The organism is Streptomyces misionensis (genome assembly GCF_007896895.1).
GTDB classification, from domain to species: domain Bacteria; phylum Actinomycetota; class Actinomycetes; order Streptomycetales; family Streptomycetaceae; genus Streptomyces; species Streptomyces misionensis_A.
In genome coordinates this window covers 14402-27114 of record NZ_VOGW01000183.1, presented here as the reverse complement: position 1 = coordinate 27114, position 12713 = coordinate 14402, and the positions used below count along the sequence as shown (strand labels likewise).

The window sequence follows — 12713 nt, the reverse complement described above, 5'->3', positions numbered from 1 at the left end:
CGCCGGTGCCGCCGTACCGGCCGTTCCCGCCGGGCCCGGCGCGGGTGCCGGAGGGGCCCTGACCGGGTCCTGGCGGGTCGCCGCGCCGTCCTTGGGGCCCGGCGCGCCGGTCGCCGCCACGGCGCCGTCCGGACCGGGCGTACCGGCGGCCGGCCCGACACCGGCTCGGGTGGGTGTGCCCAGATGCCCTGCCGACGCCCCTGCCGTGCCCCGGTGGCGGCGACTGGTCGCGCCCGCCGGGGTGTTCGCCGCGGTGGCGGGCGCGTTCGCCTACGTCGGGACCGTCGATCCCGGGCATCCCGGCCACTACCCGGTCTGCCCGCTCTACCGGTTCACCGGCCTGTACTGCCCCGGCTGCGGCGGGCTGCGCAGCGCGCACGCGTTCGTGCACGGGGACCTGGTGGCCGCGCTGCACGACAACGCGCCCGCCGTCGTCGGCTACGTCGTCCTGGTGGTGCTGTGGGCGGTCTGGGCGGCCCGCGCCTGGCGCGGCCGGCCCGCGCCCCGGCTCGCCCTGCCGCCCGTCCAGGCGTGGTCGATCGCCGCGCTGCTGCTGGTGTTCAGCGTCGTTCGCAACCTGCCGTTCGGGGCCTGGCTGCACCCCTGACCAGCGGCTGCGATGTCCATGTGGTGAAACCGGCGTCCACCGGATGCGAGGCCTCCGCCCTGCTGCGGATACCATCGAGTGACCGAGGGTTTTCACAACCTGAAGGAATTCCGACCCGCTGAAAGGGGGCCGCTCGCGTGAGTGTGCTCGACGAGATCATCGACGGCGTCCGTGCCGACCTCGCGGAGCGGCAGGCACGCGTCAGCCTCGACGAGCTCAAGGAGCGCGCGGCCAAGGCCCCCGCCGCCAAGGACGGGGTGGCCGCGCTCAAGGGCGACGGCGTCAAGGTCATCTGCGAGGTCAAGCGCTCCAGCCCCTCCAAGGGCGCGCTGGCCGCGATCGCCGACCCGGCCGGGCTCGCCGCGGACTACGAGGCGGGCGGCGCGTCCGTCATCTCCGTCCTCACCGAACAGCGCCGCTTCGGCGGCTCCCTCGCCGACCTGGAGGCCGTCCGCGCCCGCGTGGACATCCCGGTGCTGCGCAAGGACTTCATCGTCACGTCGTACCAGCTCTGGGAGGCCCGGGCCTACGGCGCCGACCTCGCGCTGCTGATCGTGGCCGCCCTGGAGCAGCCGGCCCTGGAGTCGCTGATCGAGCGCGCCGTCTCCATCGGCCTCACCCCGCTGGTCGAGGTGCACGACGAGGACGAGGTGGAGCGTGCCGTGGCCGCCGGCGCCCGGGTCATCGGCGTCAACGCCCGCAACCTCAAGACCCTTCAGGTGGACCGCGGCACCTTCGAGCGGGTCGCCCCGGAGATCCCGGACCACCTGGTCAAGGTCGCCGAGTCCGGCGTGCGCGGCCCGCACGACCTGATCGCCTACGCCAACGCCGGCGCCGACGCGGTCCTGGTCGGCGAGTCCCTGGTGACCGGCCGCGACCCCAGGACCGCCGTCTCCGACCTGGTGGCCGCGGGCGAACATCCCGCGCTCCGGCACGGCCGGGACTGATCACCCGCTAGGCTGACCCCGATGACTTCCACCACCGTGACGACCGTGGACCGGTACGCCCGCCTGGCGCGCGGCTGCCGCCCCAGGGGCTGCCGAGCCCCTGCCCGGCGTGTCCACGGCCGCAGGGTGCGGTACGTGATCGGTGACGAGCCGGGACAGGTGAACGGCCGCCGATGGCAGCGCGCCCCCAGGGGGCGCGGAGCGGGATCGGCTCCTGCGGCTCGGCCGCGCGAGCACGACCGGCCGTACACGGCCTGAAGTCACCCCATCGGCTCCGCCCCCACGGCGAACAGTGTCTTTTTCACACACACTCACCGTGAGGTACCGGCATGCCCAGCAACTACTTCTTCCCCGACCCGGAGGGGCAGGTGCCCAGCGCCGAGGGCTACTTCGGCGCGTTCGGCGGCAAGTTCATCCCGGAGGCCCTCGTCGCCGCCGTGGACGAGGTCGCCGTCGAGTACGACAAGGCGAAGGCCGACCCCGAGTTCGCGCGCGAGCTCGACGACCTGCTCGTCAACTACACCGGCCGGCCCAGCGCGCTGACCGAGGTGCCCCGGTTCGCCGAACACGCCGGCGGAGCGCGGGTGTTCCTCAAGCGCGAGGACCTGAACCACACCGGCTCCCACAAGATCAACAACGTCCTCGGCCAGGCGCTGCTCACCAAGCGCATGGGCAAGACCCGCGTCATCGCCGAGACCGGCGCCGGCCAGCACGGCGTCGCCACCGCCACCGCCTGCGCCCTGTTCGGCCTCGACTGCACCATCTACATGGGCGAGATCGACACCGAGCGGCAGGCCCTGAACGTGGCCCGGATGCGGATGCTCGGCGCCGAGGTGGTCGCCGTGAAGTCCGGCAGCCGCACCCTCAAGGACGCCATCAACGAGGCGTTCCGCGACTGGGTCGCCAACGTCGACCGCACCCACTACCTCTTCGGCACGGTCGCCGGGCCGCACCCCTTCCCGGCCATGGTCCGCGACTTCCACCGGGTGATCGGCGTCGAGGCCCGCCGCCAGCTCCTGGAGCGCGCCGGACGCCTCCCGGACGCGGCCGTCGCCTGCGTCGGCGGCGGCTCCAACGCCATCGGCCTCTTCCACGCCTTCATCCCCGACGCGGACGTCCGCCTCATCGGCTGCGAACCGGCGGGCCACGGCATCGAGACCGGCGAGCACGCGGCGACCCTGACCGCGGGCGAGCCCGGCATCCTGCACGGCTCCCGCTCCTACGTCCTCCAGGACGAGGAGGGCCAGATCACCGAGCCGTACTCGATCTCGGCCGGTCTGGACTACCCCGGCATCGGGCCCGAGCACTCCTACCTCAAGGACTCCGGGCGCGGCGAGTACCGCGCGATCACCGACGACGCGGCCATGCAGGCCCTGCGCCTGCTGTCGCGCACCGAGGGCATCATCCCGGCCATCGAGAGCGCCCACGCCCTCGCCGGTGCCCTGGACGTCGGCAAGGAGCTGGGCCCCGACGGGCTGATCGTCGTCAACCTCTCCGGCCGCGGCGACAAGGACATGGACACCGCGGCCCGTTACTTCGGGCTGTACGACACCGACGCCGAGGTGGCCGCGGACGCCGCCGACACCGCCGAGATCGAGGGGGACGCCAAGTGAGCGGGAACATCCAGCTGTTGACCGACACCCTCGCCGGCGCCAAGGCCGAGGGGCGGGCCGCGCTGATCGCGTACCTGCCGGCCGGGTTCCCCACCGTGGACGGCGGCATCGAGGCGATCAAGGCCGTCTTCGACGGCGGCGCCGACGTGGTCGAGGTGGGCCTGCCGCACAGCGACCCGGTGCTGGACGGCCCGGTCATCCAGACCGCCGACGACATCGCCCTGCGCGGCGGCGTCAGGATCGCGGACGTCATGCGCACGGTCAGGGAGGCCCACGCGGCCACCGGCAAGCCCGTGCTGGTGATGACGTACTGGAACCCCATCGACCGCTACGGCGTCGAGCGGTTCACCGCCGAGCTGGCCGAGGCGGGCGGCGCGGGCTGCATCCTGCCCGACCTGCCGGTGCAGGAGTCGGCGCTGTGGCGCGAGCACGCCGACAAGCACGGCCTGGCCACCGTCTTCGTGGTGGCGCCCAGCAGCAAGGACGCGCGGCTCGCCGAGATCACGGCGGCGGGCAGCGGGTTCGTCTACGCGGCCTCGCTGATGGGTGTCACCGGCACCCGCGAGTCCGTCGGCACGCAGGCCCGGGAACTGGTGGAACGCACCCGCGCCACCGGTACCGAGCTGGCCGTCTGCGTGGGTCTCGGCGTCTCCGACGCACGGCAGGCCGCCGAGGTCGGCGCCTTCGCGGACGGCGTGATCGTGGGCTCGGCCTTCGTCAAGCGCATGCTGGACGCCCCCGACCACGCCTCGGGCATCGAGGCGGTCCGGGACCTCGCCGGCGATCTGGCGAAGGGCGTGCGCGGCCAGGCGTGACCGCACGGGACATCCCGTGACGATCCCGTTCGGTCACTCGAACGGGTGGACCTCGGGCCGGGGAGGCGCGCTGCGCCTCCCGGGTTCGTTCTGGGGGTGTGAGCGAGAAGAACCGTGACGGAAAGCGCACCGCCCGGGAGCGGCTGGCGGTCGAGCGCGAGAAGCAGAAGGCCGCGGAGAAGCGGCGGCGCACGCTGATCGTGGGCGCGAGCGTCGTCTGCGTCCTGGGCCTCGCGGCGGTGATCGGCGTGGTCGCCGCGAACTCGGGCAAGAACAAGAGCAGCGCGAGCGCGGGCCCGGTCGTGGCGCCCTCCGGCGCACAGGGCAAGGACGGCCTCGCGATCCCGGTCGGCAAGGACGGCGCCAGGTCCACGCTCACGGTCTGGGAGGACTTCCGCTGCCCCGCCTGCCAGGCCTTCGAGGCGGCGTACCGGCCCACGCTCCACGAGCTGGCCGACGCGGGCAAGCTCCGGATCGAGTACCACCTGGTCCGGCTGATCGACGGCAACCTCGGCGGCACCGGCTCCCTGCGCGCGGCCAACGCCGCCGCCTGCGCCCAGGACGCCGGGAAGTTCCGCGACTACCACGACACCCTGTACGGCAACCAGCCCAAGGAGACCGACGACGCCTTCGCGAGCAACGCCAAGCTGATCAGCCTGGCCGGCAAGGTGAGCGGCCTGGACACGCCCGCCTACCGGAAGTGCGTGGACGGCGGCACGCACGACAGCTGGGTGAACCGGTCCCAGAAGGCCTTCCAGAGCGGCGGCTTCACCGGCACCCCCACGGTGCTCCTCGGCGGCAAGAACATCTACCAGGACCAGTCGATGACGCCGGCCAAGCTCAAGCAGATGGTGGAGGCGGCGAACCGCGGGTAAGTGATTCTCACGTCCCCGTTACGGACCCGTGGCCAGGCGGCTTGGTGTCCCGGGGGCCCGGCACGGTAGCGTCGGACCTGCCATGGAACTTGCCTACATTCCCAGCCCGTCGCGCGGGGTGCTGTACCTCGGCCCCATCCCGCTGCGCGGCTACGCCTTCTGCATCATCATCGGCGTCTTCATCGCCGTCTGGCTCGGCAACCGGCGCTGGGTCGCCCGCGGCGGGCAGTCCGGCACGGTCGCCGACATCGCGGTGTGGGCCGTGCCGTTCGGCCTGGTCGGTGGCCGGCTGTACCACGTGATCACGGACTACGAGCTGTACTTCAGCCCCGGCCGTGACTGGGTGGACGCCTTCAAGGTGTGGCAGGGCGGCCTGGGCATCTGGGGCGCGATCGCGCTGGGCGCGCTGGGCGCCTGGATCGGGGCGCGGCGCCGGGGCATCCCGATGCCCGCGTACGCCGACGCCGTCGCGCCCGGCATCGCCCTCGCACAGGCCATGGGCCGCTGGGGCAACTGGTTCAACCAAGAACTGTACGGCCGGGAGACCCACGTCCCCTGGGCGCTGCACATCACCTCCTCCGAGGGCGGCCGGGTGCCGGGGTACTACCACCCGACGTTCCTCTACGAGTCCCTGTGGTGCATCGGCGTCGCGTTCCTGGTGATGTGGGCCGACCGCCGCTTCAAGCTGGGCCATGGCCGGGCGTTCGCCCTGTACGTCGCCGCGTACTGCGTGGGCCGGGGCTGGATCGAGTACATGCGGGTGGACGACGCCCACCACATCCTCGGCCTGCGCCTCAACGACTGGACCGCCCTGATCGTCTTCCTCCTGGCGGTCACCTACATGATCGTCTCCGCTAAGCGCCGCCCCGGCCGCGAGGAGGTCGTGGAGCCCCTCGCGGCCACGGCCCCGGCGGACGGCACGGCCACGGACGAGGAGACGGACACCGCCTCCGGGAAGCCCGCCGCCGAGCAGGCCGTCCCCGAGAAGACCGTCCCCGCGAAAGCCGTTCCCGGGAAGTCCGCCGAGCCGGCGGACGAGCCGGGCACGGCCACCGGGGAACCCGAGTCGGCGACGAAGCAGAGCTGACGCGCGCGGTACGGCATCGAGGGCGCCCGGAATCCTCCGGGCGCCCTCGGTCCATGTGGGCCCGCCTCAGTTCCCTCTGCGGGCCAGGGACAGCGTGCGGCGGGCCTCGGCCACCACGGCCGCGTCGACGAAGCGGCCGTCGGGCAGGGCCTGGGCGCCCTCCTGGGCGGTGGCGGCCTTGAGAACGGTCTCGGCGTGGTCGAGTTCAGCCGGGGTGGGCAGATAGGCGCGCTCGATCACCGGGAGCTGGCGTGGGTGGATCGCGGCGCGGCCGAGGAAGCCGAGGGCGCGGCCGTGGGCGCAGGAGGCGGCCAGCCCGTCCAGGTCGCGGATGTCGGGGTGGACCGTCTGCGCCGGTGGCGGCAACCCCGCGGCGCGCGCCGCGACGATCACCCGGGAGCGCGGCCAGTCGAGCCCCGCGTCGGCCCGTACCCCCAGGTCGGCCCGGAGATCCGTCTCGCCCAGGGAGATGCCCCGCAGAGCCGGATGCGCGCGGGCGATGGCGTACGCGTGCTCGATGGCGAGGGCCGACTCCAGCAGCGCGTGGAGGGGGAGCGGGGTGCTCGCGGCGACCTGGCGCACCTCCGCCGGGGTCGTCACCTTCGGCAGCCGCAGCGCGGACAGGCCCCGCAGCCCCGCCAGCGCCGCGAGATCGGCGCTCGCCCACGGCGTGCCCAGGGCGTTGACGCGGACGTGCACCGGCACCGGCGGCCGCTCCGTGAGCAGGTCGGCCGCGGCGGCCCGCGCGTACTCCTTGCGGTCGGGGGCCACCGCGTCCTCCAGGTCGATCACCACCACGTCGGCGCCCGCCGCCAGCGCCTTGCCGATCACCCGGGGCCGGTCCCCGGGGACGTACAGCCAGGTCAGCGGGGTCACAGCGCGCCCTCCTCGCGCAGGGCGGCGATCTCGTCCGGGGCGAGACCCAGCTCGGTGAGGACCGCGTCGGTGTCCGCGCCGTGCGGGCGCCCGGCCCAGCGGATCGCGCCGGGCGTGGCGGACAGCCGGAACAGCACGTTCTGCAGGCGCAGCGGGCCCAGCTCCGGGTCCGGCACGGTCGTCACCGTGTCCAGCGCCTGGTACTGGGGGTCCGCCAGCACGTCCCGGACGTCCTGCACCGGGGCCACCGCGGCCTGTGCCGCCTCGAACGCGGCGAGCACCTCCGCGCGGGTGCGGGCGGCGATCCAGGCGCCGACCGCCTCGTCCAGCACGTCGGCGTGCGCGGCCCGGCCCGCGCCGGTGGCGAACCACGGCTTCTCGATCAGCTCCGGGCGCCCCACCAGCCGCAGCACCCGTTCCGCCACCGACTGCGCGGAGGTGGAGACGGCGACCCAGGTGCCGTCGGCGGTGCGGTACGTGTTGCGCGGGGCGTTGTTCGCGGACCGGTTGCCGGTGCGTTCCTGGACGTGGCCGAGCTGGTCGTACCAGGTGGGGTGCGGGCCGAGCACGGACAGCATCGGCTCGATGATCGCCATGTCCAGGACCTGGCCGGCGCCGGTGCGCTCGCGCGCGGTCAGCGCGGTCAGCACGCCGTACGCGGTGGTCAGGCCCGCGATCGAGTCGGCGAGCCCGAAGGGCGGCAGCACCGGCGGCGCGCCCGGCTCCCCGGTGAGCGCGGCGAAACCGCTCATCGCCTCCGCGAGGGTGCCGAAGCCGGCGCGGTGCGCGTACGGCCCGAACTGGCCGAAGGCGGTGACCCGGGCGAGCACCAGCCGGGGATTGGCCGCGGACAGCGCGTCCCAGCCCAGGCCCCACCTCTCCAGGGTGCCGGGGCGGAAGTTCTCGATCACGACGTCGGCGGTGGCGGCGAGCCGCAGCAGCGTGTCCCGGCCGCCCGGCCGGGACAGGTCGAGGGTGATGGCGCGCTTGTTGCGGCCGAGCACCTTCCACCACAGGCCCACGCCGTCCTTGGCCGGCCCGTGCCCCCGGGACGGGTCCGGCCGCCCCGGATGCTCGACCTTGATCACCTCGGCGCCGAAGTCGCCGAGCAGCGACGCGGCCATGGGGCCGGCGAAGAGCGTCGCCAGGTCCAGCACCCGCAGCCCGTCCAGCGCCGGGACCCCGTCCGGCGCCGGGGCCCCGTCCGGCGCCGGGGCCCCGGGGGTCGTCGGGTCCTCGGGGGTCGTCGGGTCCCCGCTCATGAGGTGAACCGCGCGTCGATCTCCGGGCGGTACGGCATCGAGGCGGACGCCCCCGCCCGCTCGACCGAGAGCGAGGCCGCGGCGGCGGCCCAGCACAGGGCCTCGCGCACGGGCTTCTCCTCGGCGAGGGCCACCGCGAGGGTCCCGGCGAAGGTGTCGCCCGCGCCCGTGGAGTCCACGGCCCGGACCCGCGGCGCCGGGACCACCAGCGGCTCCGCGTCACGGGTCACGTACAGACAGCCGGTCGCGCCCAGGGTGACCACCGCGCACGGCACCGCCTCCAGCAGCGCGGCGGCGGCCTCGCGCGGGTCGGGGCGCCCGGTGAGGGTGATCGCCTCGTACTCGTTGGGCACCAACAGGTCTGTTGCGGCGAGGAGTTCGGGCGGCAGCGGCCGGGCGGGGGCCGGGGTGAGGATCGTCCGGACCCCGTGCCGGCGGGCGGCCTCGGCGCCCGCGACCACCGCGGCCAGGGGGATCTCCAGCTGGAGCAGCAGCGCGTCGGCGGAGGCGATCACCCCCTCGTCGCCGGGCGAGAGGTGGTCGACGGTGCCGTTCGCGCCCGGGACGACGACGATCGAGTTGCCGCCCTCGTCGTCCACCACGATGTGCGCGGTGCCGGAGGGGCCCTCGACCGTGCGCAGGGAGTCGGTGTCCACGCCGGAGTGTTCGAGGGTCTCCCGCAGCCGCGCCCCGAACGCGTCGTTGCCCACCGCGCCGATCATCGAGACGGTGGCCCCGGCCCGTGCGGCGGCGATCGCCTGGTTGGCGCCCTTGCCGCCGGGGATCGTGCGGAACTCCCGGCCGGTCACGGTCTCCCCGCGCTGCGGGGCCTTGGCGACATAGGTGACGAGGTCCATGTTGGCGCTGCCGAGGACGGCGATGTGGGTCATGGGCGGATCGCCTCCAGGTGCGTGAGGTGGGCCAGGGCGTCGAAGCCGCTGCCGTCGAAGTCGGCGACGCCGGTGGCGAGCCGGTTCTTCAGCGGAACCCGCCAGTGCTCGGGGAGCGCGGTGGGGGAGCCCGCGAGGAGCCCGGCGACACTGCCCGCCGTCGCGCCGACCGAGTCGGTGTCCATGCCGCCGGCCACCGCCCGTCGCACCGAGCCGGTGAAATCGCCGTCCGCGTGGCTGAGGGCGGCGACCAGCAGGGCGGTGTTGGGGATGGCGTGGACCCAGTGGTGGGTGGGGGCGTAGCGGGCGTGCAACTCGTCCACCACGTCGTCGAAGTCCTCGTGCGCCGCCGCGAGACGGAGGGCGTGCCCGATGGCCTCGGCCAGCCGCGAGCGGGGCGGGACCACCGCACGGCCCGCCCGCAGACAGGCGTGCACGTCGTGTTCGCCGGTGGCGGCCGCGGCGAGGGTGGCGGCGGTGAACATGGCCGCGTAGACGCCGTTGGCGGTGTGGGTGAACACCGCGTCGCGGTGGGCCTGTTCGGCGGCGCCGGCCGGGTCGCCCGGGTTGGTCCAGCCGTGCACGTCGGCGCGGATCAGGGCGCCGATCCACTCCCGGAAGGGGTTGCGGTGCCGGGCGGTGTGCGGCGGTTCGACGCCGGTGAGCAGATTGCGGTAGGCGAGGCGCTCCGCGGTGAACGTCCGTCCCGGCGGCAGCTCTTCGAGCCACAGCCGGGCCACGTCCTCGGTGGTGAAGGCCTTGCCGTGGCGCTGGAGCAGCAGCAGGTTGAGCAGGGGGTGGTCGAGGTCGTCGTCCGCGGGCATGCCGTCGATGTTCTCGGCGAGGGAGGTGGCGGCCGAGCGGCGGTTCCAGGGGTGGGCGGCGAGCAGCTCCCCGGGGACGCCCCGGGCGGTGAAGTAGCCGCTGAGCGGCCAGTTCCCGGCCGCCCTGGCCAGGGCGCGGATGCCGTCCAGGGGCAGCTTCTCCACCGGTTTGCCCAGCAGGCAGCCGACGGCCCGGCCCAGCCAGGACGCCTCCAGCGCGAGCGGTCCGGGCGAGGGGGCGGGCCGCGCGGCGGGCCAGTCGGGGCACGCCGCCTGGATCGCGGACAGCTCGGTCGGCTCGTCGTCGGCCAGCCGGCTGGGCAGATCGGCCAGTTCGTCCAGCAGGTCCTCGGCCAGCAGCCGCAGATAGCGGGAGACGCGGTGCGGTGAGGCGCCCGCGCGCTGCGGGGCGTCCGGACCGCCCGCCGCCCGCCAGCGCTCCTCGATCCGAGAGGGTTCCCGGCCGTCGAGGCGGGCCTGGCGCAGTTCGTGGCCGAGCAGGTCCTCGGGCTGGACCCAGGTCAGTCGGAGCACGGCGTACCTCCCAGGGTGACGAAGGCCCGTTCACGGGCGCGGTGCCGCTCGGCGTCGCGGGCGAAGATCTCGCGGGCGACGTCGGCGAGGGTGCGGGCCGGCCGCTCCAGATCCAGGCGGCTCGCCTCCGCCACGGTCCGCGCCCAGTCCTCGGGCACCGGGGCGCCGAGGGCGCCCGCGAGGGCACCGGCCATCGTGGCGATCGAGTCGCAGTCGCGGCCGTAGTTGACCGAACCGAGCACCGCCTGCCGGTAGTCGCCACCGGAGACCACCAACATGCCGAGCGCGACCGGCAGTTCCTCGATGGAGTGCAGCCGGGAGGGGCGGCGGGCGGCGAGGGAGGGGGCGCGGTAGTCCGGGCCGACCGTGTCGTACGGGGCGACCGCCGCGCGCAGCGGGCCCAGCGCCGGTTCGAACTCGTCGTACCCGCGCGCCACTTCGCAGACCTGCTCGATCGCCGCCCGGGTGCCGTCCTTGGCCGTCGCCAGACAGGCGGCCACCACCGAGTCCGGGGTCGCGCCCGGCGCGGTGGCGGCGGCGACGGCCGCGGCGAAGACGCCGGCCGCCTCCCGGCCGTACGACGACTGGTGGGCACCGGCGACGTCCACCGCCTCGGCGTACGCGGCGCGCGGGTCGGCGGCGTTGACCAGGCCGACGGGGGTCATGTACATCGCCGCGCCGCAGTTGACGATGTTGCCGACGCCCGCCTCCCGGGGGTCGACGTGCCCGTAGGCGAGCCGCGCCACCAGCCACTTCTCGGCGAGGAACAGCCGGTGCAGCGGCAGCGCCTCCGCCTCCAGCTCGGGGATCCAGCGCGGCTCGGTCATCAGGTCCGGCACCAGGTGCTCGGCCAGCGCGTAGGCGTCGAGGTGGTCGCGGACCCGGTCGTAGACCCGGATCAGCGCGTGGGTCATCAGGGTGTCGTCGGTGACGTGGCCGTCGCCCTTGTGGTACGGCGCCAGGGGGCGGGCGGTGCGCCAGGCCTCGCCGTGCCAGGGGCCGACGATGCCGCGCACCCGGCCGCCGTGCCGTTCGGCGATCTGCTCGGGGGAGTACCCCTCCACGGGTCCGCCGAGGGCGTCACCGACGGCGGCGCCGACGAGGGCGCCGGTGATCCGTTCGTCCAGACCGGGCGAGCGGAGCCCGGCGCGCTCCTCTTCGGGGCCTTTGAGTTGCATGGGCGTCATGCCCGAATCATCCTCCTGGGTGGGCCGGTTGTGCGGCTTCCAGGAGTCCGGCGAGTTCCACCAGGTCGGTGCCGGTGAGCCGGGGCAGGGCGCAGCCCGGCAGGATCCGGCAGGCGTCCCGCCAGGTCTCCGGGATCGCCGCGCCGCCGCCGAGGGCACCGGTGAGGGCGCCCGCGAGGGCGGGGGCGGAGTCGGCGACCCGGGACAGACAGGCTGCGGCGGGCACGGCCTCGGCGATCCGGCCGCGGGCCGCGGTGGCCAGCGCGAGGGCGACGGGGACGGTCTCGGCGGCGGCGACGCCGTAGCTGTAGACGTGGTCCACGATCTGGTGTTCCAGCACGGGGACGAGGGTGAAGGCGGGCGCGCCGTCCTCGGCGAGGGCGAGTGCGTGCCGCGCGTTGCGGCCGATCTCGGTGGCGGGCGGGAGTTCGGCGAGGGCGGCCGTGACGCAGGCGCCGGTGTCCGCGCCGGCGAGCGCGAGCGCCACGGCCGCCGCCATGGCCCGGGCGCCGTGCACGCCGTCGCCGTCCTGGGTGTAGCGGGCGTCGAACTCGGCGAGGGCGGCGGCGCGTTCGGGGTCACCGGGGTGGGCCACGGCGAGGGCGCAGGCGCGGACGCAGGCGGCGTCGTCGAAGTAGTGCGGGTTGTCGTGACCGGTGGCGGGCGGGCGCAGGCCGGTGGCGAGATTGCCGAGACCGGCCCGCACCGAGATCCGGGCGCGCAGCGGGAGGACGGCGGACTCGATCTCCGGCGCGCGGTCCGCGGCGGCGGCGACCTCGCAGGCGACGGCGGTCCAGGTGAGGTCGATGGCGGCGCGCACACGACGGTCCCGGCTGAGGTCGCCGAGGGCGTCGTCGGTGCCGGCCCGCAGGACCGCCTCCGCCGCGAAGGCCGCCCATTCGGCGTCGTCGGAGGGGCCGAGGCGGAGCGGGCCGGGGGGCTGGTTGAGGGCGATCGGCACCGGGAGGGTGGTGGTCGCGTTCTGTTCCGCGAAGGTGTCCAGTTCCCGGGTGAGGCGGCGGGTCCACTCGGGCATGCGGGCGGCGCGGTGCCGGGCGGCGGGCCAGCCGGCGGCGTCGCCCGCGGCGAGGCCCAGCAGCAGCCCCTCGACCCGTCGCGCCGTCACGCCCGACCCTCGCGTTCCGCGCCGACCAGGGACCCGCGCCCCCGGACCCTCGCCCACCTGCGTCTCGGCC

General features: G+C 75.0%; 13 protein-coding genes. 7 read left to right on the top strand and 6 right to left on the bottom strand.

Features of this window, described 5'->3' with window-relative positions; all coding sequences use genetic code 11:
• Nucleotides 1–169: 169 nt before the first annotated feature.
• From FRZ03_RS31035 to lgt, 7 genes are all read left to right on the top strand, one after another.
• Nucleotides 170–607: a DUF2752 domain-containing protein gene (locus tag FRZ03_RS31035; RefSeq protein WP_146468411.1), complete on the top strand. Its 438-nt coding sequence runs from the start codon at nt 170–172 to the stop codon at nt 605–607.
• 137 nt (nt 608–744) lie between these two features.
• On the top strand, nt 745–1554 hold the full coding sequence (trpC, locus tag FRZ03_RS31030) for an indole-3-glycerol phosphate synthase TrpC (protein ID WP_146468410.1): 810 nt from the start codon (nt 745–747) through the stop codon (nt 1552–1554).
• A 21-nt stretch (nt 1555–1575) separates the two neighbouring features.
• The gene (trpM, locus tag FRZ03_RS41335; RefSeq protein WP_146468409.1) at nt 1576–1812 is read left to right on the top strand and encodes a tryptophan biosynthesis modulator TrpM; all 237 of its coding nucleotides are present in this window, start codon (nt 1576–1578) and stop codon (nt 1810–1812) included.
• 71 nt (nt 1813–1883) lie between these two features.
• Nucleotides 1884–3167: a tryptophan synthase subunit beta gene (trpB, locus tag FRZ03_RS31020; protein ID WP_146468408.1), complete on the top strand. Its 1284-nt coding sequence runs from the start codon at nt 1884–1886 to the stop codon at nt 3165–3167.
• Nucleotides 3164–3982, top strand: a complete 819-nt coding sequence (trpA, locus tag FRZ03_RS31015; RefSeq protein WP_146468407.1) for a tryptophan synthase subunit alpha — start codon at nt 3164–3166, stop codon at nt 3980–3982. The genes trpB and trpA overlap by 4 nt, the downstream gene beginning before the upstream one ends.
• 98 nt (nt 3983–4080) lie before the next feature.
• A complete protein-coding gene (locus tag FRZ03_RS31010) occupies nt 4081–4857 on the top strand; it encodes a DsbA family protein (RefSeq protein WP_146468406.1) in 777 nt (258 codons plus the stop codon).
• An 82-nt stretch (nt 4858–4939) separates the two neighbouring features.
• Entirely contained in the window at nt 4940–5944 is a 1005-nt protein-coding gene (gene lgt, locus FRZ03_RS31005) for a prolipoprotein diacylglyceryl transferase (protein ID WP_146468405.1), read from the top strand.
• Between the two features lie 66 nt (nt 5945–6010).
• On the opposite strand, the gene FRZ03_RS31000 is transcribed toward lgt, so the two are convergent.
• The 6 genes from FRZ03_RS31000 to FRZ03_RS30975 are packed head-to-tail and all read right to left on the bottom strand — an operon-like array spanning nt 6011 to nt 12643.
• Nucleotides 6011–6820 carry an HpcH/HpaI aldolase/citrate lyase family protein gene (locus tag FRZ03_RS31000; protein ID WP_146468404.1) on the bottom strand — a complete coding sequence of 270 codons (810 nt, stop codon included), beginning with the start codon at nt 6818–6820 and terminating at the stop codon, nt 6011–6013.
• Nucleotides 6817–8082, bottom strand: coding sequence for a CaiB/BaiF CoA transferase family protein (locus FRZ03_RS30995; RefSeq protein ID WP_261399416.1), 1266 nt, complete (start codon nt 8080–8082; stop codon nt 6817–6819). The genes FRZ03_RS31000 and FRZ03_RS30995 overlap by 4 nt, the downstream gene beginning before the upstream one ends.
• Complete coding sequence (rbsK, locus tag FRZ03_RS30990) at nt 8079–8972, bottom strand: ribokinase (protein WP_146468403.1); 894 nt, start codon at nt 8970–8972, stop codon at nt 8079–8081. The genes FRZ03_RS30995 and rbsK overlap by 4 nt, the downstream gene beginning before the upstream one ends.
• Nucleotides 8969–10330: an ADP-ribosylglycohydrolase family protein gene (locus FRZ03_RS30985; RefSeq protein WP_146468402.1), complete on the bottom strand. Its 1362-nt coding sequence runs from the start codon at nt 10328–10330 to the stop codon at nt 8969–8971. Before FRZ03_RS30985 ends, rbsK begins: the two co-directional genes overlap by 4 nt.
• On the bottom strand, nt 10318–11517 hold the full coding sequence (locus tag FRZ03_RS30980; RefSeq protein ID WP_186785717.1) for an ADP-ribosylglycohydrolase family protein: 1200 nt from the start codon (nt 11515–11517) through the stop codon (nt 10318–10320). Before FRZ03_RS30980 ends, FRZ03_RS30985 begins: the two co-directional genes overlap by 13 nt.
• A 7-nt stretch (nt 11518–11524) precedes the next feature.
• Nucleotides 11525–12643: an ADP-ribosylglycohydrolase family protein gene (locus FRZ03_RS30975; RefSeq protein WP_146468486.1), complete on the bottom strand. Its 1119-nt coding sequence runs from the start codon at nt 12641–12643 to the stop codon at nt 11525–11527.
• Nucleotides 12644–12713: the final 70 nt, after the last annotated feature.

Excerpts from the sequence above, each read along its gene's own strand:
- trpM (WP_146468409.1), top strand. The coding sequence starts at position 1,576 with ATGACTTCCACCACCGTGACGACCGTGGACCGGTACGCCCGCCTGGCG.
- trpB (WP_146468408.1), top strand. The coding sequence starts at position 1,884 with ATGCCCAGCAACTACTTCTTCCCCGACCCGGAGGGGCAGGTGCCCAGC.
- lgt (WP_146468405.1), top strand. The coding sequence starts at position 4,940 with ATGGAACTTGCCTACATTCCCAGCCCGTCGCGCGGGGTGCTGTACCTC.
- FRZ03_RS30995 (WP_261399416.1), bottom strand. The coding sequence starts at position 8,082 with ATGAGCGGGGACCCGACGACCCCCGAGGACCCGACGACCCCCGGGGCC.
- rbsK (WP_146468403.1), bottom strand. The coding sequence starts at position 8,972 with ATGACCCACATCGCCGTCCTCGGCAGCGCCAACATGGACCTCGTCACC.
- FRZ03_RS30980 (WP_186785717.1), bottom strand. The coding sequence starts at position 11,517 with ATGACGCCCATGCAACTCAAAGGCCCCGAAGAGGAGCGCGCCGGGCTC.